Origin of the sequence: Rufibacter ruber (assembly GCF_014138425.1) — a bacterium.
GTDB classification, from domain to species: domain Bacteria; phylum Bacteroidota; class Bacteroidia; order Cytophagales; family Hymenobacteraceae; genus Nibribacter; species Nibribacter ruber_C.
On record NZ_JACJIQ010000032.1, the window covers coordinates 1 to 22263 of the forward strand.

The 22263-nt window shown below is 50.1% G+C and carries 20 protein-coding genes and 1 pseudogene; 15 read left to right on the plus strand and 6 right to left on the minus strand.

What is annotated here, in order from left to right; all coding sequences use genetic code 11:
- The first annotated feature begins 164 nt into the window (after positions 1–164).
- From FHS90_RS21775 to FHS90_RS21795, 5 genes are all read left to right on the plus strand, one after another.
- Positions 165–707: a hypothetical protein gene (locus FHS90_RS21775; RefSeq protein WP_182514559.1), complete on the plus strand. Its 543-nt coding sequence runs from the start codon at positions 165–167 to the stop codon at positions 705–707.
- A gap of 94 nt (positions 708–801) precedes the next feature.
- Entirely contained in the window at positions 802–2325 is a 1524-nt protein-coding gene (locus FHS90_RS21780) for an ArnT family glycosyltransferase (protein WP_182514560.1), read from the plus strand.
- 255 nt (positions 2326–2580) lie between these two features.
- The gene (locus tag FHS90_RS21785) at positions 2581–2856 is read left to right on the plus strand and encodes a hypothetical protein (RefSeq protein WP_066838921.1); all 276 of its coding nucleotides are present in this window, start codon (positions 2581–2583) and stop codon (positions 2854–2856) included.
- Between the two features lie 138 nt (positions 2857–2994).
- Positions 2995–3369, plus strand: a complete 375-nt coding sequence (locus FHS90_RS21790; protein WP_182514561.1) for a hypothetical protein — start codon at positions 2995–2997, stop codon at positions 3367–3369.
- Positions 3370–3559: 190 nt separating this feature from the next.
- The gene (locus FHS90_RS21795; RefSeq protein ID WP_182514562.1) at positions 3560–3967 is read left to right on the plus strand and encodes a hypothetical protein; all 408 of its coding nucleotides are present in this window, start codon (positions 3560–3562) and stop codon (positions 3965–3967) included.
- Between the two features lie 298 nt (positions 3968–4265).
- On the opposite strand, the gene FHS90_RS21800 is transcribed toward FHS90_RS21795, so the two are convergent.
- Positions 4266–4508, minus strand: a complete 243-nt coding sequence (locus FHS90_RS21800) for a hypothetical protein (protein ID WP_182514563.1) — start codon at positions 4506–4508, stop codon at positions 4266–4268.
- Positions 4509–5198: 690 nt separating this feature from the next.
- On the opposite strand from FHS90_RS21800, the pseudogene FHS90_RS22540 reads away from it, so the two are divergent.
- Both FHS90_RS22540 and FHS90_RS22545 read left to right on the plus strand, forming a co-directional pair.
- A pseudogene (locus tag FHS90_RS22540) lies at positions 5199–5674 on the plus strand (TQO small subunit DoxD); the annotation flags it as partial.
- Positions 5675–5767: 93 nt separating this feature from the next.
- Complete coding sequence (locus FHS90_RS22545; RefSeq protein WP_246387319.1) at positions 5768–6208, plus strand: TQO small subunit DoxA domain-containing protein; 441 nt, start codon at positions 5768–5770, stop codon at positions 6206–6208.
- 323 nt (positions 6209–6531) lie between these two features.
- Here FHS90_RS22545 and FHS90_RS21810 read toward each other — a convergent pair whose 3' ends face one another.
- Positions 6532–7425, minus strand: coding sequence for an SDR family oxidoreductase (locus FHS90_RS21810; protein ID WP_182514564.1), 894 nt, complete (start codon positions 7423–7425; stop codon positions 6532–6534).
- Between the two features lie 779 nt (positions 7426–8204).
- Positions 8205–8924, minus strand: coding sequence for a pirin family protein (locus FHS90_RS21815; RefSeq protein WP_182514565.1), 720 nt, complete (start codon positions 8922–8924; stop codon positions 8205–8207).
- A 209-nt stretch (positions 8925–9133) separates the two neighbouring features.
- On the opposite strand from FHS90_RS21815, the gene FHS90_RS21820 reads away from it, so the two are divergent.
- Positions 9134–10324, plus strand: a complete 1191-nt coding sequence (locus FHS90_RS21820) for an MFS transporter (protein ID WP_220483135.1) — start codon at positions 9134–9136, stop codon at positions 10322–10324.
- A gap of 97 nt (positions 10325–10421) precedes the next feature.
- Positions 10422–11642 (plus strand): glycosyltransferase, encoded by a 1221-nt coding sequence (locus FHS90_RS21825; RefSeq protein ID WP_182514566.1) that lies wholly within the window; start codon positions 10422–10424, stop codon positions 11640–11642.
- A gap of 98 nt (positions 11643–11740) precedes the next feature.
- Here the strand turns inward: FHS90_RS21825 and FHS90_RS21830 are convergent, their stop codons facing one another.
- Positions 11741–12310: a SixA phosphatase family protein gene (locus FHS90_RS21830; RefSeq protein WP_182514567.1), complete on the minus strand. Its 570-nt coding sequence runs from the start codon at positions 12308–12310 to the stop codon at positions 11741–11743.
- 126 nt (positions 12311–12436) lie between these two features.
- On the opposite strand from FHS90_RS21830, the gene FHS90_RS21835 reads away from it, so the two are divergent.
- The 6 genes from FHS90_RS21835 to dnaK all read left to right on the plus strand — a co-directional run bounded on the left by FHS90_RS21835 (position 12437) and on the right by dnaK (position 21137).
- Positions 12437–13174: a tetratricopeptide repeat protein gene (locus FHS90_RS21835; protein ID WP_182514568.1), complete on the plus strand. Its 738-nt coding sequence runs from the start codon at positions 12437–12439 to the stop codon at positions 13172–13174.
- 159 nt (positions 13175–13333) lie between these two features.
- Positions 13334–14080, plus strand: a complete 747-nt coding sequence (gene fabG / locus FHS90_RS21840) for a 3-oxoacyl-[acyl-carrier-protein] reductase (RefSeq protein ID WP_066838957.1) — start codon at positions 13334–13336, stop codon at positions 14078–14080.
- Between the two features lie 433 nt (positions 14081–14513).
- Entirely contained in the window at positions 14514–16601 is a 2088-nt protein-coding gene (locus FHS90_RS21845) for a vWA domain-containing protein (RefSeq protein ID WP_182514569.1), read from the plus strand.
- A gap of 262 nt (positions 16602–16863) precedes the next feature.
- Entirely contained in the window at positions 16864–17301 is a 438-nt protein-coding gene (locus FHS90_RS21850; protein WP_182514570.1) for a putative signal transducing protein, read from the plus strand.
- A 101-nt stretch (positions 17302–17402) separates the two neighbouring features.
- A complete protein-coding gene (locus tag FHS90_RS21855; RefSeq protein ID WP_182514571.1) occupies positions 17403–18008 on the plus strand; it encodes a pseudouridine synthase in 606 nt (201 codons plus the stop codon).
- Positions 18009–19202: 1194 nt separating this feature from the next.
- Positions 19203–21137 carry a molecular chaperone DnaK gene (gene dnaK / locus FHS90_RS21860; protein ID WP_182514572.1) on the plus strand — a complete coding sequence of 645 codons (1935 nt, stop codon included), beginning with the start codon at positions 19203–19205 and terminating at the stop codon, positions 21135–21137.
- 78 nt (positions 21138–21215) lie between these two features.
- Here the strand turns inward: dnaK and FHS90_RS21865 are convergent, their stop codons facing one another.
- The gene (locus FHS90_RS21865; protein ID WP_182514573.1) at positions 21216–21710 is read right to left on the minus strand and encodes a hypothetical protein; all 495 of its coding nucleotides are present in this window, start codon (positions 21708–21710) and stop codon (positions 21216–21218) included.
- Positions 21711–21929: 219 nt separating this feature from the next.
- On the minus strand, positions 21930–22263 hold a 334-nt coding region (locus tag FHS90_RS22335; protein WP_220483136.1), incomplete at its 5' end, for a hypothetical protein.

A 22263-nucleotide genomic window follows, 5' to 3' on the forward strand; every position in this document is an offset into this window, starting at 1 on the left:
GTTAGACAGGCTTACAAGGGCCTTATTGTATAATAAATCTTGTTCCTTCCTTTCTTCTCTTTTATACAAGTTAATTAGTTTTTACAAACATAGGACTGTATAAAAATCATCTCGGCCGACGGCCTCGCACGTTTTTTATACTAACCGTTGAGCGTCATTAATAAATGAAAAGAATCTACTTAATCTACATAATTCTTTCAGCAGCTTTAATAATTAATCTTACACTCGACATTATAAAAGGGATAAGCCTCCAAGGATATTGGGCTGACAGGATACTTTTCTGGATATGGCTAGTTTATACAGTTTACATACTTATAAAATACTGGAGTAAAAAGGGAGTCAAATTTTACGTCTGGACTTTAACGGCTCTTTTAGGATTAAGCATGCTACCAATGTTTATCCCTTTCACAGCGATAATATTAACTGGATTCGGGTTAGACAGAACGTATGGAAATGACTTCAACGACAATTTAAGAGTGCAGGTAACTGGAAAAAGTATAATGGGACGCCCTAATGTAGAACTCATTAGAAAGTATGGGCTCTACGGAGTTGTTTTAGGTGAGATGAGCGGATTTGACCTTGTAGATGACCTAGATGATTTAGAAAATGTTAAGAGAGTAAAGATTTTAGAAGAGAAAGAAAATAACTTGCTCGTGGAGTTTTACTTCCCCAATGGCGGTAATAGGCACTGGTTGGACAAAAAATAACATTGCTCAACATTGTATAAACGCCAGCATCGGCCGACGGCCTTGCACGCCTCATGCACGAGGCCGTTGCCTGTAATTTTAAACTCAGCATTTGATGGCAAGAAAAGCAATTGTCTTAACAGGATTTGTCATTTTGAAATTTCTTTTACAGTTCATCCTGATAAGCCCTGAGTATGATTTGCAGCGAGATGAATACCTCCACCTGGACCAAGCAAACCATCTGGCGTGGGGCTATGTGTCCATACCTCCCATGACAGCCTGGATCTCCTTCCTCATCAAGCTCCTGGGTAACGGTCTGTTTTGGGTTAAGTTTTTTCCTGCCCTTTTCGGCGCCTTAACCATTGTTGTTGTTTGGAAAGCGATAGAAGAACTAAACGGTAATTTAGTTGCCTTGATTTTAGGGGCTACTGGTGTTTTATTTTCTGCTCTTCTGAGACTCAATACGCTTTATCAACCCAACTCCTTGGACGCTTTATGCTGGACCTCCCTTTACTTCATTGTCATAAAGTACCTAAATACCCAAAAGCCGAAGTGGCTGTATGTTGGCGCCATAATATTTGCCATAGGTTTTTTGAATAAGTACAACATCGTTTTCCTGCTCATTGGTCTTTTACCGGCCATTTTGATGACCGAACAACGTGCAGTACTGATTAGGAAGCACCTATACCTGGCCATGCTATCAGGGCTGCTGCTTATCCTGCCAAACCTTTTATGGCAATACCAGAACCAGTTTCCGGTGATACATCATCTGAATGAATTGGCTGAGACCCAGCTGGTTCATGTGAACGCGTGGGGGTTTCTGAAATCGCAGCTCCTTTTTTATGCCGGTTCACTTTTTGTCATTTTTTCAGCCCTGTATACCTTATTGTTTTACAGACCCTTTCATACGTATAAAGCCTTTTTCTGGGCAATTATTTTTACGCTTGCTGTTTTTATCTATTTCAAGGCGAAGGATTATTACGCCATCGGGCTGTACCCCATTTATGTAGCTTTCGGGGCTGTTTTTATTGCCGACATGCTGAAGACCGGCCGGAAAAGGTATTGGCAAGCCGTTGCCATTGCCATTCCGGTCCTTTTTTTTATTCCGATGTATAATATTGCCTTCCCCAATAAAAGCCCTGAATACATTCTGCAACATGCAGAGCAGTACAGGGATCTGGGAATGCTTAGGTGGGAAGACGGCAAAGACCATGCATTGCCACAAGACTTTGCCGATATGCTAGGCTGGAAAGAGCTGGCCCACAAAGTGGATGGCATATATTCGAATCTTCCTGAACCAGGTAAGACCTTGGTGCTCTGCGACAACTACGGCCAGGCCGGAGCCATCAATTACTACACCAAGAATAAAATCAGGGCGGTCTCTTTCAACGCAGACTATGTCAACTGGTTTAAACTTGACCACCCGTATGACCACCTCATACGGGTTAAAAGCTATCCGGGCCACGACAGTGAATTAGAAGAAACCAGTCCGTATTTTCATACTTCACTTGTATCAGACTCCATTACAAATCCATTTGCGCGGGAATACCGAACCATCATTTACACTTTTTTAGATGCTAAAGTGGACATCAATAAAAGAATACAAGAAGAGGTTAATGAAACAAAAAACTATCGCTGACTGCACGTAGATGACTTTAGCAAATGAAAAGGGCAAATTGCATGTTAGTGCCTTGAGCCATATAGGTGTAACTGGCAACAGGGGCTTTTTTTACACATACACGCAGCCCTCAACTAATATCCAAAAGTCTTCTTTAGAAAATGTAAAGCTTTTGATGTAGCATCAGGTACTGCAAACAATAAAATCACTGCCACCCACAACACCTAAAAAGCATTAAAACGCTCTTTAACCCAACCGCTGCTGTAATGTAAAAACATGGATATAAAAGATTTTATCAACAGCCTTACTCCAGAAGAAATTGAAGAAAGGAATAATAAACAGCTAGAGGAAAATCAAAGAGTTTATGAAGAGTTTAAAGCTGCATATACAAAAGGGATATATTCCCTTGACAGCCAGCCCATTGACTCTTTTAAATTGAATGCTCCTTGCTACCATTGGTTTTTAAGACCAAAAGGAATCAAGAAAAAGCATTTTAAGAAATATTTGCCTTACCCAATAGGGTTCTTCCGCTTTAATAGTTACATCCAATAGATTGCTAACCTTGAAACACCATTTAAGAATATCAATGATTTAAAGGAGGAAATGAATCCAGCAAAATCACTGAATATACAGTAAGATATAAAAATAGTGAATGGTCAGTTAATATCAGGAAAACTGATAGACAAGGTCATGATAATTCAAAAAAATGCCAACACCCCTCATTTTCATCTTCAAATGGTTGTTGATGGCTTTGTGCTTTTAAAATTTTACGACTTTCATATTCCACTCTCAGTAGAAGATATTCTCAATTTTAGATTAATTAAAGAAGCACCTGACAAGGTACTTTTGGCAAACCCTTTTGGAGCGGGAATGTCTATTTTAGGAGATGATGAACACCTTGAGCAATTGAATCGCTTGATGTATAGGATTATTGATTGGGACAAGGCACCCTTTCATACAAGCTCTTTGATTCAAATGCCAGAAGGAGAATCAATGGCAGAAGAAATACTTGATAAAAAAATCACACAGAAAGTAAGGAAACAAGAATACCAGTTAGACATCTAATAAAAAAGTATTTTCCGCAAGCAACCATTGTTTCCGAAATTAGACCTGGAGACGGAGTGCCAAAAATTTCGGCAAGGAACAAAAGAAAATAAGCTCAATTTCCAACAATGTATAAAAATCATACTCCAGCCAACGGCCTCGCCGTCTCATGCGCAATAGCGTTGGCATGTATTTAAATCAAGAAAAAAGTATGCAAAAAAAGAGTCAGCAACACATTGAAAAGCTTATCCGCTACACCTTAGGTTTTCTGCTTGCCCTGCTTGCGTTGAATGCCTTTGGCGGGGGGTATTACGGCATGGCGGGGGCAGAGAACGTTCCTACGGAGTGGTTAAAAGGGAGCCCCTTCCCCAACTACTTTGTTCCCAGCCTAATTCTTTTCATCATTGTGGGCGGTTCTGCTCTCATCGCCGCTATTGCAGTCTTTCGGGGGCATCGCATGGCCCGGAAGGCCTCCTTTATTTGCGGCACCATCACTCTTCTTTGGCTTACCGTGCAAATTGCCATCATAGGCTATGTTTCCTGGATGCAACCAACCACCGCGTTTGCGGCGCTCCTAATTTTATTTTTAGCCTGGCAACTTTCAGAGGCTAAGCATTAAACAGTTTATTTCTTTAGCTATAGAACATGTGCTCATTGCAGAAGCAGCATTTGCTGATCATAGAGGAGAATGGTTTCTTACACCCAGTACAAAGCTCTAGGAAGGCAAGACCATGGCTTAACCGCGCACAACCACGCCAGATGATAAAAGGCTATATGAGAATATAGGGCCAGTTTACCTTCAGGAGAATCAACCGGACTCTGCTTTGGTTAAATTTACGTGCAGGAGAAGAATCTACAGCCCCATTTATAAAGTCTACTTTGGTAAAAACGTGCAAACCATTTAGCCAACCACGGGCCTAACAGAAATAAAAGCCTACTAAATAAAGAACTTGGGCGGAACAACCTTTGGCCGAAATTTTCCCAAATTGATAAATCCGCCTAAGAGCTTGTTTACATTTTGATTTTGCAAGCGAAAACGGGGAGCGAAAGGTTCTGGCGAAGCGTTTTTTGAGCAGCATACGCCCCGCTATGGTGCGGAAAAAAGGCAAAGTCAGGTTCTTTTGATACCCGTTTGCAGCGCAAAAGGCAAATTTAAACATGCTCTAACATTTCATTGAAGCACCTTGCTTCCATATATTTTAACAGCACGACCATATGATCAATACTTTCACGGCGGTTAGGTAAATGACGGCTCCCCTGTAACTGCTTGCAGCAAGCAGCTAAACACCTGACATGCCCAAAGAGCAGCCTCCTGCCGCGTACGTCACAAGAAGAACTCCACTCTCTCATTTAGCCGTACCGCTGGCTTAAAATAACCCTACTACTTTACCGTTGTAGAAACTATAGGTTATATAGTTGGAGCAATGCCCTTACAAACAAGCCATATCTACAAGATAAGACACCTTTTACTGGTGTGTCTTGTGCTGTTGGGGTTAATGCCCTGCGGAGTCAAAGAGGCATTGTTGGGAACGGTCAACGTGGACTACGTCAAAGCCCTTAATGGCTCCAAGACCACCGCCCCATTCAATTCATGCCAGTATACCCAAAGCACTGACCCACTCCTTTCAGCTGTAAGGCAATCTAAAATTCTCAAGCAGGCAGAACCTATCTGTTTCTCTTGTGCCCGGTTTTTTCTTACGCGCTCTGCAAAGACCAACCACCGCTGTTCACCAGACTACTCTGGTAATAGCCCACCCAAGTATATTTTATATAAACGCCTGAAACTAGATGTAGCCTGATCTTATCACACGGGTACATTTTTTTCACGTTTTATAAAATAGAAAGAGTCAATGAACTTACAGCATGACAGCACGGCCTACCCCACGGCCGGGCTCTTAACCCTATCCCTGCGATGGGTAATTGGTTGGACCTACTTTTCGGCGTTTTGGAGACGCCTCATCTTAGAGAATAAGCTTATCCCGGAAGAGGCCGGTTACATAGGCGAAAAATTCAATCACTTCCTCCCCAATGCTTTAGGCATAAAACCCTTATAGAATATTTGGTTTCTAACCCTGACACTCTGCAGGTGGCCATGGTTTCCTTTACCCTTGTAGAGGCGGTGGTAGGCTTGCTCCTCATTCTAGGGCTAGGCACAAGACTTATGAGTGTAGGGGTCTTTTTCCTGGCTCTGGGGATTTTGTTGGGATCGGGTTGGCTGGGCACCACTTGCCTGGACGAATGGCAGATTGGCGTTCTGGGCGTATCAAGCGGGTTTGTATTGTTTTTAACGGGCAGCGGCGCCTATTCACTGGATCACTTCCTTATGACCCGGCCGTATGCTTTTACCCGTACAAGATGGTTTACCTGGTTAGGTTCAGGCCATTTGCCGGTGAAAAACCTGCCCTTCACCGTGTTGGTAATGTCTTGTGGTATCTTGGGGCTCACCTTGTTTACCAACCAATATTTTCACGGCGGCGTGTTGGGCACCCTTCATAACAAGTCTGTCAAACCTAAAGTTGAGATCTCCCATATTGAGCAGCACGGTTCGCACCTTACGTTTCAGTTGTTCAGAGTAGAAGGGGCAGATGTGTATGGCTCTTTTCTGATTGGCATTGAGGTGTTAGATGAAAATAACAAAGTCATCAAATCCATCACCCAGAAAGAACTGGCTGAATTTCCAACCCACAGAATACACAATCATTACGTGACTAAAATCAAGCCGGGCCAGCACAGTTTAATCATTCCTCTGGGCGCAAAAGCAGACATTGCCCTAGATCTGAGAGGGGTACCCATTAAAGAAAACTATTCTTTAAAACTCATTGACATCAGTGGAATAGAATGGACCGCCCCTATCAAGTAACCCTACCCCATCTTCTGCTACAACCAAGGCGGCAAAGAAGCACAAGCGTCAGGAAAGCCCGTGTTCCAATCAATAGGCATAGAAGCCAATTAGGTCCCTTTAAACCCGCAGCTGTTCAATGCATGCGTGTCAGTGAAACCTTGGCTCATTGGTGTTTCTTTTAAACTTGGCTACCGCCGAAGAAAACAATTTCATTCCTCCACCCTCTTTGTTGAGGTGTAAAACTGTCATTCAGACAATACCCAATTCCGTTTTTGGCCTGTTTTCGTGAAAACAGGCCAAAAACGGAAATCTGACTAGAACTCAGGACTCTGAACTCAGGACTAAATAGTGGGTGTCCCGCCGGTGACTTGCACCGTGGAGCCGGTCATGTAGCTGGAGTCTTGGGAGGCCAGCAGCACGTAGATGGGTGCCAGCTCGGCGGGTTGGCCGGGGCGTTGCAGCGGGGTGTCTTTCCCGAAGGATTTCACGTCCTCGGCGGGCATGGTGGCCGGGATGAGGGGCGTCCAGATGGGGCCGGGGGCCACGCAGTTGGCGCGTATGCCTTTCTCGGCCAGCAGCTGGCCCAGGTTGGCGGTGAAGTTCTGAATGGCGCCTTTGGTAGCGGCGTAGGCCAGGAGCGTAGGCGTGGGTTTGTAGGCGTTCACCGAGGTGGTGTTCACAATGGTACTGCCCGGCTTCATGTGCGGCTCAGCGGCTTTGCAGAGGTAGAACATGGCGTAGATGTTGGTCTTGAAGGTCTTGTCAAACTCCTCGCTGGGAATGTCCTGCAACGACTTGCGCGCCATCTGGAAGGCGGCGTTGTTCACCAGAATGTCAATCTGCCCGAACTCGGCCACGGCCCGCTCCACTATTTTCTGGCAATGGGCCTCTTCACTGATGTCGCCGGGCACCAGCACGGCTTTGCGGCCGGCTTTCTCAATCCACTGCGCGGTGTCCTGGGCGTCTTCCTCCTCGTTCAGGTAAGAAATCAGCACATCGGCGCCCTCGCGGGCGAAGGCAATGGCCACCGCTTTGCCAATCCCGGAGTCGCCCCCGGTGATGATGGCTTTGCAGCCTTCCAGTTTGCCGCTGCCTTTGTAGGTTTCTTCGCCGTGGTCAGGCTTCAGCTTCATTTCTGATTCCTCGCCGGGCTCACTTTGCTTGGGCTCCTTGAAGGGCGGTTTTTCATACTGTTTGGTGGGGTCCTGCAGATTATTCTCCTGATTTGTGCTCATGGTTCTCAGTTTAAAGTTGAGGATATGTTTCCCTTTAAAAACGAGTGGCCATGAGAAGGGTTCACCATGGATTGTCAGTACTTCCCTTTGTACCTCCACCGAGCGCAAGCGGAGGTAGGCAGTTACGTTTTGGAGCTACTTTTTAGAAAACAGCCCCAAAACAGAAACTCTACCTTGCAAACACTCACAAACATTTGCGCCAGAGACATCAAGAAAGGCTCCCCGCCTGGTGTGCATCTTTCGCTATCTTTGAATGCTTCTGCCTCCTGCTCACTCCTTTTCTACTGCCCCGCTGTCTTGAATGCCCCCAGATCTCCCCTACCTCCCACTCTACGCTCAATGCTTCGGCTCCGGCGGATTTTGTTTCCCGGCACTACCCCTTGAAAGTGGTACGTTGTGAGCTATTGTCCTGCAATGTGAAGGATACCTACCTAATGACCGCGTCATACCAGTAGTTCATCTTAAGCGGGTACCGGGCTGCGCACCGAACGTCTTCCTAAATCCAGCCCCGGCGAAGGCGGTGAAGCCCAACAGCAGGACTCTGGTGAGGTGGGCGGGTAGGTAAGTTTTCATACGGCATTTGGTTAGGTGATGATCAAACCTGCTACCAGCGCCGCAGCCTCTGAAAACCTCTACGCCAACGGCCATTCTTCCTGATTACCCCGGTATAAAAATCTGTCGGAAACCCTGAGGAAGTTTTGAAATAGAAAACCCGTTTTCGGGCTGTTTTTGGTAAAACAGCCCGAAAACGGGTTTTAGCCTCTAATGAAATGAAGTGCTTAGCTCGGCAGCTCCATAGGTACTTCCATCAAGAGCAGCTGCGCATCTGCGGTGGCTTCAATGGTCAGTTCGGCCAGTTCAGAGAGCCCTACGGCATCACGGCGTTTCAATACTTCCTGGGCGGCTTTTACTTCGCCCTCCAGCACAAACAGGTAGAGCCCGTTGCCTTCCAGCTTTCTGCTGTAGCTCAGGCTTTTGCCGTTTTCCAGCGTGGCCAGAGAGAAAAACGCGTCCTGGTTGATCCAGACGCCGCCGCTGTCCTTGTCTGGTGACACCACCGTCTGCCATTGGTTCACGCGCTGGGCGGGGTCAAAGGTTTTCTGCTCGTAGCGCGGCTGAATGTTCCTTTCCTTGGGAAAAACCCAGATCTGCAGAAAATTCACCGCCTCGGTTTTAGAACCGTTGTACTCAGAGTGGCGCAAGCCCGTGCCCGCCGACATGATCTGCACGTCATTGGTCTGAATCACCTCCTCATTGCCCGTGCTGTCTTTGTGCGCCAGACTGCCAGATAACGGTATAGAGATGATCTCCATGTTATCATGCGGGTGGGCGCCAAACCCCTGTCCGCCCGCAACGCTGTCATCATTGATCACGCGCAGCGCGCCAAAATGAATGCGCTCCGGGTTGTAGTAATTCGCGAAGCTGAAGGTATGGTGGCTCTTCAACCAGCCGTGGTTGGCGTAGCCCCTGGAATCTGCGGTATATAAGGTCTTTTTCATCGTTTCACTATTTAATTGTATATACAACAAATGTATATACATAGTTTCATTATTCCAAATCTAGCCACTTAAAAAAAATAAGGTTTGGGTATAAACCAGCCAAATGCGGGGCAACATGCGTATACTCGCGGTCTGAAAGTTTATGTCCTTCCCATTTAAACGGAACAAGCAGGCTTTCACAATTACTTTCGTTTGATTCTTTTTACTCAATGAATACCGCATCTCCTACTGCCCCCGCGTTTACCAAACTCCATCTGTGGGTCATGACTATTGCCACGGGCATGGTGGTCGCCAACCTTTATTATAACCAGCCGCTGCTGGGCCGGATAGCCACCACCTATGGCGTCACTGAGGCGGCAGCGGGCAGTCTGGCCATGCTCACCCAGATTGGGTATGCCGTGGGCATGCTCTTTATTATTCCGCTAGGCGATATGCTGCGCCGTAAACGGCTGATCATGGTAGACTTTGCGGCCATTATCATCTCGCTGCTGCTGGCGGGCTTTGCGGTGAACATTGAATCTTTGATGGTGGCCAGTTTCCTGATTGGGGCTACGTCTGTGGTGCCGCAGTTGCTGATCCCCATGGCGGCCCATCTGGCCAAACCCGAATCCCGGGGCCGCACCGTGGGCTTTGTGATGAGCGGCCTGCTGATCGGGATTCTGCTGTCCCGCACTGTGAGCGGGTTTGTGGGGGCGCAACTGGGCTGGCGGGCCATGTTCTTTATAGCAGCCGGTATGATGGTGGTTCTGTGGGGCTCCCTGTACTTTCTGCTCCCAGAGGTTCACCCCAGTTTCAAGGGCAACTACAAGAACCTGATGAAGTCGCTGGTGCACCTGGTCAAAGAACAGCCCATGCTGCGGCTGGTGTCTTTGCGGGGCGCCTTGTGCTATGCCACCTTTGGGGCTTTCTGGACTACGCTGGTTTTTCTGCTGGAAGAGCCTCCGTTTAACCTGGGCAGCGCCTCAGCGGGGTTGTTTGGTCTGATTGGCGCCGCGGGGGCGTTGGCCGCCTCCTGGATGGGCCGCCTCAGTGACAAGGGAAACGCCTTCACCATTACCACGGTCAGCATTGTGTTGATTGTGTTGTCGTATGTGGTTTTCGGGTTGTCCAGCAGCAGTCTGGTGGGGCTGGTGATTGGGGTGATCTTATTGGATTTGGGCGTGCAAGCCACCCACATCTCCAACCAGACTTTTATCTTCTCTATCCTCCCTGAGGCCCGTAACCGCCTCAATACCATTTACATGGTGACGTATTTTGTGGGCGGTGCCTCGGGTACGTTCATCGCCAGCCACGCCTGGCACCTCTGGAAATGGAACGGCGTGGTGGGTGTTGGCCTGGTTTTCTCTGGCCTGGCGTTACTGGTGCACCTGCTCCTCCTGAAGCCTGCCAAGAAGGCCTAACCTGTTGGCGAAGTTCTGTTTTGGGGCTATTTTTGGGAAAACGGCCCCAAAACAGAAAAATGTCAGGAAGCCGAATATGGCTGCCCCCTCATCCCCCATGCTCAACATCTTACACATCAACTCCTACGCCCAGGCCGGCGGGGCCGAACAGGTGGCCTGTGACCTGCTGAACAACCCGTGGGTTTCCTCAAAGCTGCTGGTGAAATCCCACGCCTCGGCAGACCCCAGAATTCAGGCTATACCGGCGCACGTCTCTTCCAGGGTGTATGATTTTCTGGACCGGGTGGTGCGAAAGCTGGGGTTCAACAACCAGTTCAAGATTCTGTTCTCCTTGGCCGAGCAGGGGAATTTCACGTACTCCCGGCTACGGCAAACGCAGGCGTACCAGCAGGCAGACCTCATTCACCTGCACAACCTGCACGGCAACTACTTTGATTTGATGGCGCTGGCCCAGATTGCGCGGGAGAAACCGGTGGTCTGGACCCTGCATGACATGTGGCCCATGACCGGCGGTGAATTTTACACCTACGGCAACCTGAACTACCAGCAAGGCATTGGCAAAACGCCCATCCGGTACCTGGCGCCCCTGCAAGACCCGCTGCTAGATCTAAGGCAGCAGCACCTGGAGCGCAAGAAGAAACTGTACCGGCAACTGGCCCACCGCCTCACCTTTGTGCCCGTGAGTTATTGGCTGGAAGAGGCGTTCAAACAGGCCTATGTCTTTGATCCCAGCTTACAGGTCAGAACCATCTATAACGGCGTTGATACTAATATTTTCTATAATCAGCACCTGCGTACCTGGCCTAAGCCCCGCCTTTTGTTTTTCAACGCCTCCGGCGAAAGCAAGGCCTCGCATTTGTTCAGGGAAATTCTGCCTGCGCTCCCGGCAGGTTTTGAGCTGTACGTGGTTGGGCAGCCGCTGGAGCACCCCAGCGTGGTTTATCATAGGCCTTTCATCCGGGAGCGGGAAGCACTTCATGACCTGTACAACCAGGTAGACCTGCTGGTGTTCCCCTCCAAAGCCGAAACATTTGGCCTGGTTCCCTTAGAAGCCATGGCCTGCGGCGTGTGTGTGATTACGTCTACGGCTACCGCCCTGCCCGAAGTGGTGAACCCGCAGGTAGGCATGCTGTTTGAATCTGAGAACCCAGCAGATCTGCTGCACAAAGTCTCGGTTGCCTTAGCCCATCTGCCCCAGAGCAGAGCATTGGGGGCCCGGGCCGCCGTGTACGCCCAGGATACTTTCACGCTGTCTAAGACCCATGAACGGTATTTCCAGCTGTACCAGGAGGCTATCCAAAACTTTCCAGCTCGTTGAAAAACAAAGCCCTCGCGTTTAGGAACTCTTTTTGGAAAAAGAGCCCCTAAACGCGAGGGCTTACCAGATAGGGTTTTAGAGACGTGGGTCGGTTAACGTTATTTAGCTGGGTCCACAGAGGGCTGGCCGTACTTCTTCACTTCCACCTGCGGCTCTCGGCCTTCGCGGAGCGTCACCTTGAACAGGTAGTCGTACTGATGATCTGCTACCTCAGCGAAAGGTTTCTTTCCGCCCAGCGCCTCTATTACGTGAAGCACTGTGTTGGAGTGCCCGGCCACTACCAGGGTTTTACCACGGTAACCGGTTTTAATGTTCTGCGCCAGCCCCTGGTAGTCAGTGGGGTTGTAGAGCTGCACAGTGAGGTTTTTGGCCTGGGCCAAGGGTTGTAGGGTTTGCTGGGTGCGCTTGTATTTAGTGGCTAGCAGGGCGCTGATTGGTTCTTGGGCCAGTTGGTCCCGGAGCGTCTGGGCCCGCCGGTGACCGGTTTCAGAGAGATCAGGGTCGTCGGTCATGGCCCCAGAGGAAGGCGCCTTTTCGGCATGCCGAACAATGTACACAATAGTTTCATTGGCTCCCAGGCCAGTTCCTGCCCCGGCGGCACACGCTGAAAACAGCGCAAACGCCAACACCAGCGCACCGGCTACATAGATAGACTTGAACAGTTTCATAGTGGGTTAGTTTGACGTCTCAAGATACTACCTTTCCTTAGAAGTAAAGCACATTTCCTGCGCGGCAAGTATATGGCTTTACAACTATATTACAGGAAATGCAGTATTAGCACCAATTACCGTTACATGATGCGTTTACACTCTCCTTTAACTCAGCTCCGCTCCCTTACGCTCTACCTCCTGGTGGCCCTGCTCTGGGGCGCAGGCGCCTGCAAGACGGCCAAAACCCACTACCGCGAAGGCCTGGAGCGCGCCAGCAAAAACGATTACACCGGCGCCGTGCGCGAGTATGACGCCGCCATTGCCAAGCGCCCCAATGACGGCACCCTGTACCGCCTGCGCGGCGTGGCCAAATATGAGATGGATGACTTTGACGGCGCCTTCACTGACTTCACCCAGGCCATTGGGTTAGACTCCAGTGATGCCGAATCTTATAAATTCAGGGGTGACATCAAGCAGAACCGCCAGCAGTACCAAGCCTCCATTGCTGACTACAACCAGGCTATCAGGTTCCAGCCCAGCTACGCCAAGGCGTTCAACAACCGCGGGCTAAACAAGATGCGCCTCAAAGACATGAAAGGCGCTGCCCAGGATTTCAGCCAGGCCATTGCCCTGCAGAATGACTACGCCCTGGCCTACCTTAACCGCGCCAACCTGCGCATGCGCGAAAGACAATACAGACCGGCCATGGAAGATTATGACAAAGCCATCTCCCTGGACACCACTTTGGCCGCCGCTTACTACAACCGGGGCGTTCTCTTCCACAACCAGAAAAAACGCAAGAGCGCCTGCGCAGACTGGCAGAAAGCCCTGGAGCTGGGCACTGCCCAGGCCAATGCCCTCATTAAACGGTATTGCCGGTAACTTCCTGTTTTCGGGCTGTTTTTAGGAAAACAGGCCGAAAACGGCTTTTCACCTGAAATCCTGCCGCCGGTTCTTTGGCGACCGAAGCCATTTATTATCTTTGAGCCTGAATACATGGCTGGCCGCTTTAAAAAAAGCGCAGCCCTATACGCAAGCAAGATGAAATTACTGGAAGGAAAAATTGCCCTAGTGACCGGCGCCTCTAAAGGAATTGGCCGGGCCATTGCCAAGAAATATGCCGAACAAGGCGCCAACGTGGCTTTCACCTATCTCTCCAGCGTAGAGAAGGGCCAGCAACTGGAGCAGGAACTGGCCGAGTACGGCATTCAGGCCAAAGGCTACCGTTCAGACGCCTCAGACTTTGCCCAGGCCGAACAATTAATTGAGAATGTGGTGAAAGACTTCGGGAAACTGGACGTGCTGGTAAACAACGCCGGTATTACCAAAGACGGGCTTTTGATGCGCATGAGCGAGGAACAGTGGGACGCCGTGATCAACACCAACCTCAAATCTGTGTTCAACCTCACTAAGTCTGCCACCAAGCACATGATGCGCGCCAAAAGCGGTTCTATCATCAACATGACCTCTGTGGTGGGCATCAAAGGCAACGCAGGCCAGGCCAACTACGCCGCCTCTAAAGCCGGAATCATCGGGTTCACTAAATCAGTGGCTTTGGAACTGGGTTCGCGCAACATCCGGAGCAACGCCATTGCCCCGGGCTTCATTGAAACCGATATGACCGACGAACTGGATGCCAACGTGGTAGCCGAATGGCGCAAAGCCATCCCGCTAAAGCGCGGAGGTTCCCCAGAAGACGTGGCCAACGCCGCCGTTTTCCTGGCCTCAGACCTTTCTGCCTACATCACCGGCCAAACGTTACAGGTAGACGGCGGTATGCTTACTTAATTAAGAATTGAGAGTTAGAAATTAAGAATTGTTGGAAAGCCGTGGTGGAGTGGAAAGCTCTGCTGCGGCTTTTCTTTTTTCTACGTACCTTCTTTCTGTTTTCGGGCTGTTTTTCAGCAATACTTCGGACAGTTTAGATGAGTAGAAAAAGTGCGTTAGTAGCGTTTGAGGGCATGTACAGGTTTAGCATCCAATGATTTTTCTCCCTTTTGGGAAATACCTAACAGCCATTTAATTACTTAAACCCCATTTATAGCCTCTAAAGCCTCTTTTTGCCTTTTAGAATTGTCCGAAGTATTGCAGAAAAACATCCCTAAAACGCCCCAACAGGCAATAACCTCCCCTTTCCGGCAGTTCAAAGGAAAAGTCTTATGCCTTTAGTAGAACTTGTTCTATCTTGCTAGTTCATAGAACGTGACCTAAGAAATTGCCTGTGCCATCTTTCCAGATACATACTGTTTACTCCCCCTGGTACCTGCTGCTCTGCGCCGCGGTCGGGATTGCGCTCGCCTGGTTTCTCTACCGCAAGCACGGGCCGTGGCCAACAGGCCTGCGGTGGCTTCTGGCTACCCTCAGGGCGCTATTGGTGTTTCTGGTGTGCTTTCTGCTACTGGAACCGTACACACGCATCATAAAGCAGGAAGAGGTGAAGCCCACCGTGGTGCTGGCGGTAGACAATTCGCAGTCAGTGGGGTTGTTCACCCCTAAGCCGCAGCTGGACCAGAGCCTCAAGCAACTCGAGGAGCTGGCAGAGAATCTCCGGGAGAAAGGGCTCACCGTAGAAATCAAAGCACTGCAGGCACAGGATTCGGCGGAGAGCCGGTTGACCGCCCTAACCTTCAACGCCCCCGCCACCAACCTGCACCAGCTGCTGGAGACAAGTACCCGCGACTTTACAGACCAAAACCTGTCGGCACTGGTGCTGGTGTCTGATGGTATTCATAACCTGGGGCCAACGCCCACTTTCCAGACCTACGGGGCCGCCGTTTATCCCGTGGCCCTGGGTGACACCATCCCCAAGCGGGACATTGTGGTAGAGGAGCTGCAGTACAACAAGATCAATTACTCTGGCACCACGTTCCCGGTGATTGCCAAAATCAGCCACAACGGGTTTGCAGGCGCGCCGGTCACAGTTTCCCTCAATGAAGGCGGCAAAACTATACAGCGCAAAACCCTCACCCTTCTGCGCAGCGGAAATCTGGAGACCACCTTTCAACTGTCGGTTCCGCAGCCCGCCAAAAAGCATTATGAGGTAACGGTGCAGCCGCTTGCGCAGGAATTTACCCGGCTGAACAACCAACGCCATGCCTATCTGGAAGTAGTGAAGGGCAAACTCAACATTCTGCTGGCCGCCGCCGCCCCGCACCCAGACATCAAAGCCCTCAGAAGCGCCCTGCTCACCAATCCCTTGCTGAACGTAGAGGTGGTGCTGGGGCCGTTCCAGAGCCCCAGGTTCAGCGCGCCCTATGACGCGGCCGTGCTGCACCAAATCCCCAACGCCAGCGGTACGGGCACCGACTGGCTGCGGCGGTTACGGTCTGCCAACGTGCCTACTTTCTACATTCTGGGCTCCCAAACCGACTTTACTGCTTTCAACAACCTGCAGGCGGGCGTGGTGCTCAGAAACCCTTCCAGCCAGTATGACGAGGTGCAGCCATTGCTTAACCCCAGCTTCAGAAGATTTTCGTCTGAACCCATTGCCCAGCCCCGCATCAGAACATGGCCACCGGTGCCCGTCACGTTTGGCGAATGGACCCTGGGCGGCGCCACTGAGGTTATTCTGCACCAGCAGGTAGGCACTGTGCGCACCACCAAACCGTTGCTGGTGTACAAGGCCTCAGCACCTGCACCGTCTGCCGTACTACTCACTGACGGCAGCTGGCAATGGCGCTTAACAGAGGCGGCAGAGCACAACAACGCCCAGATTTATGACGAACTCATGACCCATGTGGTGCAGCTGCTGGCCAACCGCAGAAACCAGAAGCGCCTGCACGTGTACCCCGTGAAAGATGAATTCTCCATCACCGAGGCCGTGGCCCTTCAGGCCGATGTCTTCAATGCCGTGCAGGAGGAGATCTTTGGACAAACCATTGCCCTGACCCTCACCCGTGAAGACGGCAAACAGACCCAACACCGCTTCCGGCACGAGCAAGGGGGCGAAGGCTTGCCCCTTGGGTCTTTGCCCGCCGGGGTGTACCGCTACAGCGCCTCTACCAACGCAGAAGGCCAGACCTACACAGACAATGGCGAATTTGTGGTGCAGGAGCAGAACCTGGAAGCCCTCCAGGCCACCGCAGATCATGAGTTGCTGCGCCAGCTGGCCCAACGCTCAGAGACCAGCCTCTACTACCCCGCCCAGCTGGACCGCCTGCAGCAGGACCTCCTGAAAGCCGATTTCAAAACTCTACTCCGCAGCAATGAAGAAGAGAAGGACCTGCTGGAACAGCCGTGGTTTTATCTACTCCTGCTAGGCCTGGCCTGCAGTGAGTGGGCGCTGCGCCGGTTTTTTGGGAGTTTATAGGTTTCTGTTTTGGAGCCGTTTTTCAGAAAACAGCCCCAAAACGCACTTCAGAATTTATGGCGGTCAAACTGTGTTGCCTTCTTAGAAGCTTGTTTTATTTTGATTTTGCAGGCGAAAACGGGGAGCGAACGGTTCTGACGCAGCGTTTATGGAGCAGCATACGCCCCGCTATGGTGCGAGGCAACCGAAAAGTCAGGTTCTTTTGATACCCGTTGACAGCGTAAAGACAAATTTAAACATACTCGTCACCACTTTTATCCAAATGCCAGAAACAGCCCCTATCAAAGACAAGTTGGTCACTGTCACCACCTACTCCAGCCCCATTGACGCGCACCTGGCCAAGAACAAGCTGGAGAGCGAGGGCATTCTGTCTTTTCTGTTTGATGAGAATGTTGTCTCTATGAACCCGCTCTTCAACATTACAGTGGGGGGCATCAAGCTGAAAACCCTGGCCAGCGATGCAGAAAAAGCCATGGCCATTCTCAACAGCGTCAATGAGCTGCCCTACACCACTGAGCAGCATGAGCCGGTGGTCTGCCCCCGCTGCGGCTCCACTGCGCTCACCTACGCCTATGATTCAGAGCAGAAAGCGAAGTCATTCTTTGGCATGGTGCTGGCGTTTCTCACGTTCAGCCTGCCGCTGCTGGCCAAAGACAAGTTCAGGTGTGAGAACTGCGGAAAGGTGTTTCCGGCCAGCTGACCCCTTTCCCACCCCTCTCTGTTTTCGGGCTGTTTTCAGGAAAACAGCCCGAAAACAGAAACCCCACCGTATCTTCGTGCTTCCTTAACCCTGTTTCACCCTTGCAGTACCTTCTCCTCAACAAGCCCTATGAAGTGCTCACCCAGTTTACTGACGAGCACGGCCGCCAAACGCTGAAAGACTTTGTACCGGTACCCCATGTGTACCCCGTGGGTAGGTTAGACTTTGACTCTGAAGGGCTGGTGCTGCTCACCGATGACAAGCAGCTGCAGCACCGGTTGTCTGACCCTAAATTCAAAGTGGAGAAAACGTACTGGGTACAGGTAGAAGGCGTTCCCACAGACCAGGCACTGGACCAGCTGGAACGGGGCGTTCTTATTCAGGGCAAAAAAACCACCCCCGCCCAAACCCGGCTTCTGGAAGAAGTAGCATTATGGGAGCGGTCTAAGCCCATCCGCTTCAGGGCCAACATCCCCACCACCTGGGTAGAGGTAAAGATCAGCCAGGGCATGAACCGGCAGGTGCGCAAAATGACCGCGGCCGTGGGCTACCCTACGCTCCGGCTGGTACGGGTGGCCATTGGCCCGCTTCGGCTGGAGGGCCTGCCCCCCGGCCAATACCGGGAACTCACCCCCCACGAGGTGAAACAGCTAAAGGAACTGGCCAAACCTATCAATACTTTTCAACGCCCCTACAAGCGCCGGTAATTCCTATTTTGGAGCTGTTTTGGAAAAAGTAAGCCAAAAACAGGAATGGACGCAAACACTTGAAGTTCCTACAGACGCTATTACTTTTTGGGAGAATGGCTGCTTGTTTATTGCTAATTTTTGGGTGATGGAACGGGCGAGGTACTCCGGTCTCGTGCCCTGGGATGGGGCGGGTCTCCAGCCTTGCCGGGAACCGCACGGTGGTCAGCCATGCAACCCACCCCTACCTCTCCCGGGAGGGGAGTATTTGCAAGGCGTAGGGCAAATGGCGGGTGACCGTACCTCAGCAATCCGTGGACCGGCAGGTGTCAACATCCCCCTTCGCCCCCTTCAAAGGGGGAGTATCGGAGAGAGTTCTGAGTCTTGAGTTCTGAGTCCTTTCTTTTTTTCCTTACGCAAATCAGTACGAATGAAGCAGCAATGCCTGGTTTCGCCGCCGCGCCACGAGGGCAGCCAGAGACCGCCCGTCATCAGTAGGCACGCGTCTGAAGGCCCGCGCCAGCGCGTGATGTGGGAAACCATTCCCAACAGGCAAGCAACAATGATTAATCAACCCTTCTGCTCTGACTGATGTGCGCAGCACGGGCTCGCCACAGGCTAGCGGATCAGCAGCAGTTACCTACTGAAACAGACATAACAGCACAAGCACTTACAGCAAAGGAATCTAAACCAGTCGTGGGGGTGAGCGCCTCTGTTAATACGGTGCCGCTCCAGCGGCAAGGCCGGAGGGCCTAGTTTTAACAGCAGTGCTCACCGCCAGGACGGGGCCCCGCGGCCGTGAGCGCTTACCGGAAAAGATGAAACAACACAGTGAGTGAGGCACCGGAGCAAACGGCAAAGCCAGGGGAGCAGCAGGCTACGGTAGCAACCCAGCCAAAGGCAACAGCAAACTACGCATTGCCACTGCAGCAACAACAATGCAATAGTAGAGCTTTAGAGACCCTGCGTCCAAGGGCACAGCCAAGAAAACAGCTGACCTACCCCTTCCTGCGGCAGCCAACCACCAGCTATCAACCGTCAAAAGCGCAGAGTATGCTGCCAATCCCTGACGCATGTTCGTGCAGAAAAACTTTCGGCCTTGGCCAAAAATGACATTGTGTCACATATGGCAGACCAAAAACCGTTGGCATAGGTCTTGTTACTAAGAGGAAAAACAAGTTTTAATCAGGAACTACTTAAAATAAAACTATAGCAATGGGAAAAATCATAGGCATTGACTTAGGAACTACCAACTCTTGCGTTGCCGTAATGGAAGGGAACGAACCAGTGGTGATTCCGAACAGCGAAGGCCGCCGGACTACTCCGTCCATCGTGGCATTCCTGGACAACGGGAACGGTGAGCGTAAAGTGGGAGACCCTGCCAAGCGTCAAGCCATCACCAACCCACAAAATACCATCGCGTCCATCAAGCGTTTTATGGGCCGCGGTTATTCAGAAGTAAAAGATGAAACCAGCCACGTGTCTTATAACGTGCAGTCTGGCAGCAACAACACCGTGCGCGTAAAGATTGGTGACCGTGAGTACACCCCGCAGGAGCTTTCAGCGATGGTGTTGCAGAAAATGAAGCAGACTGCTGAGGACTACCTGGGCACCACCGTGACCGAGGCCGTGATCACCGTTCCTGCCTACTTCAATGACGCCCAGCGTCAGGCCACCAAAGAAGCCGGTCAGATTGCCGGTCTGGACGTGAAACGTATCATCAACGAGCCTACTGCCGCTGCGTTGGCGTACGGTTTAGATAAGAAACATGCCGACCAGAAAATTGCCGTGTACGACCTTGGTGGTGGTACCTTTGATATCTCCGTTCTGGAGCTTGGTGACGGTGTATTTGAAGTATTGTCTACCAACGGTGACACGCACTTAGGTGGTGACGACTTTGACCAGGTAATCATCAACTGGCTGGCCGACGAGTTCAAGGCGGAAGAGAACATGGACCTGCGTCAGGACCCAATGGCCCTGCAGCGTTTGAAAGAAGCCGCTGAGAAAGCCAAGATTGAGCTTTCGTCTTCTTCTGAGACCGAAATCAACCTGCCTTACATCACCGCCACGCAGACCGGTCCTAAGCACTTGGTGCGCAAGTTAAGCCGCTCTAAGTTTGAGCAGTTGGCAGACTCCCTGGTGCGCCGTTCTATGGAGCCGGTTCGCAAGGCGTTGCAAGACGCTGGCCTTCAGCCAAGTGACATTGACGAAGTGATCCTGGTGGGTGGTTCTACCCGTATCCCTAAAATTCAGGAGGAAGTAGAGAAATTCTTCGGCAAGAAGCCATCTAAAGGGGTAAACCCAGATGAGGTAGTAGCCATTGGGGCTGCTATTCAAGGTGGGGTATTGACCGGTGAAGTGAAAGACGTACTTCTTTTGGACGTGACTCCGCTTTCCTTGGGTATTGAGACCATGGGCGGTGTGATGACCAAACTGATTGAGTCGAACACCACCATCCCAACCAAGAAGTCTGAGACCTTCTCTACTGCCTCTGACAACCAGCCGAGCGTGGAGATTCACGTGCTGCAGGGTGAGCGCCCCATGGCCCGCGACAACCGCACCATCGGTCGTTTCCACTTGTCAGACATTCCACCGGCGCCACGTGGGGTTCCGCAGATTGAAGTGACGTTTGATATTGATGCCAACGGTATCCTGCACGTGTCTGCCAAAGACAAAGGCACCGGTAAAGAGCAGAAAATCAGAATTGAGGCTTCTTCCGGACTATCTGAGCAGGAAATTGAGCGCATGCGCAAAGAGGCCGAGGCCAACGCCGAGGCTGACCGCAAAGCCAAAGAAGAAGTAGAGAAAGTAAACCAGGCTGACTCTATGATCTTCCAAACTGAGAAGCAGCTGAAAGAGTACGGCGACAAACTTTCTGCCGGCAACAAAACTGCCATTGAAGGGGCCCTGGCCGATCTGAAAAAAGCGCATGAGTCCAAAGACTTATCCGCCATTGACAGCGCCATGGAAAACATCAACAACGCATGGCAGGCAGCCTCTCAGGAAATGTACGCCGCCACCGGCGGAGCCGGGCAACCAGGTGCTGACGGCGGTTTCGCGGGAGGTCAAGCAGGCGGAAACGCCGGCGGCGGCCAACAGACCAGCAGCGGTGACAACGTTACCGACGTGGACTACGAAGAAGTGAAATAATTTAAGATAGGTTTAGTTGAGGAAAGCCTCACCGCGTTGCGGTGGGGCTTTTTTTGTACCTGACAAAATCTAAGAAAATTACCTTTTGCTACTTTGCATCAAAGGAGACAATATGGTACAAGACAAATGCTTAGAAAGCGGAGCTTCAAACGATAACATTGTTAATAGACTTTGATGAAACTGATCTTTTTCCATTCTATCTTCTAACGCATCTGAACAGCCAACTTCATAGATAAAAATAAATGGTTGAAGAAAAGTATGGCCTCTCAATTGTTTAGAATTTTCCTTAACGGCAACAGATGATATCGCAGTCTTAAGCATAGCTTTCACTACTTCAGGTGCCCCTTTAGAGAAAGTAATATTTTCTAATTCACCATTTTTATTTAGATCAAACTTCATAAAGACAACCGACTGAATACATAACTTATCAAGCTCCTCCCAATTAGGATTATTCAAATTGCTTGAAATAGCTTGAGACAACTCTTCAATAGTTCTTACACGTTTAGTTTGCGCAAATAAAACTTGAGAAAACATTAGCAAAAAAGAAACCATCACAGCTGTATTGGCTTTCATAAGGTTGATTCGTCTCATTTCCATTAGTTACACTCCGTTCCAGTTGTTTTATGTAAATGATGTGGAATACGAAGAAGTGAAATAATTTAAAATAGGCTTAGTTGAGGAAAGCCTCACCGCAATGCGGTGAGGCTTTTTTTTTGCAAATTGAAAGTCGTAATCATTTCGTTATCAGACATACTTTTTGCTAAACAGAAAGATAGATGCCACTCATTAAAATCAATAATCATCTGTAATTGGAATAGTATCTTCCTTCAAATAAAAATCTACATTATAAACTTTTCCCTTTTTAACTCTTATATCGCCAGTAGTGATTGGAAAGTAAGGAAACGTTAAAGCGGAGAGCTTAAATCTCTTTTTATATTTTAAAGTAATTGAATATGTACCTTCCTTGTTAAGAGGATAACCAGTTGAGTCTATTATTATAGCGGCCGAAAAAGGGGGGGGGGGGGGGGGGGGGGTTTTATTTAATTTAAAAAAAAACACAAAAACACCCAAAAAAAAAGCAACATACAAAAAAAAAAAAAAAAAATAAACGAATATTTGGTATGAT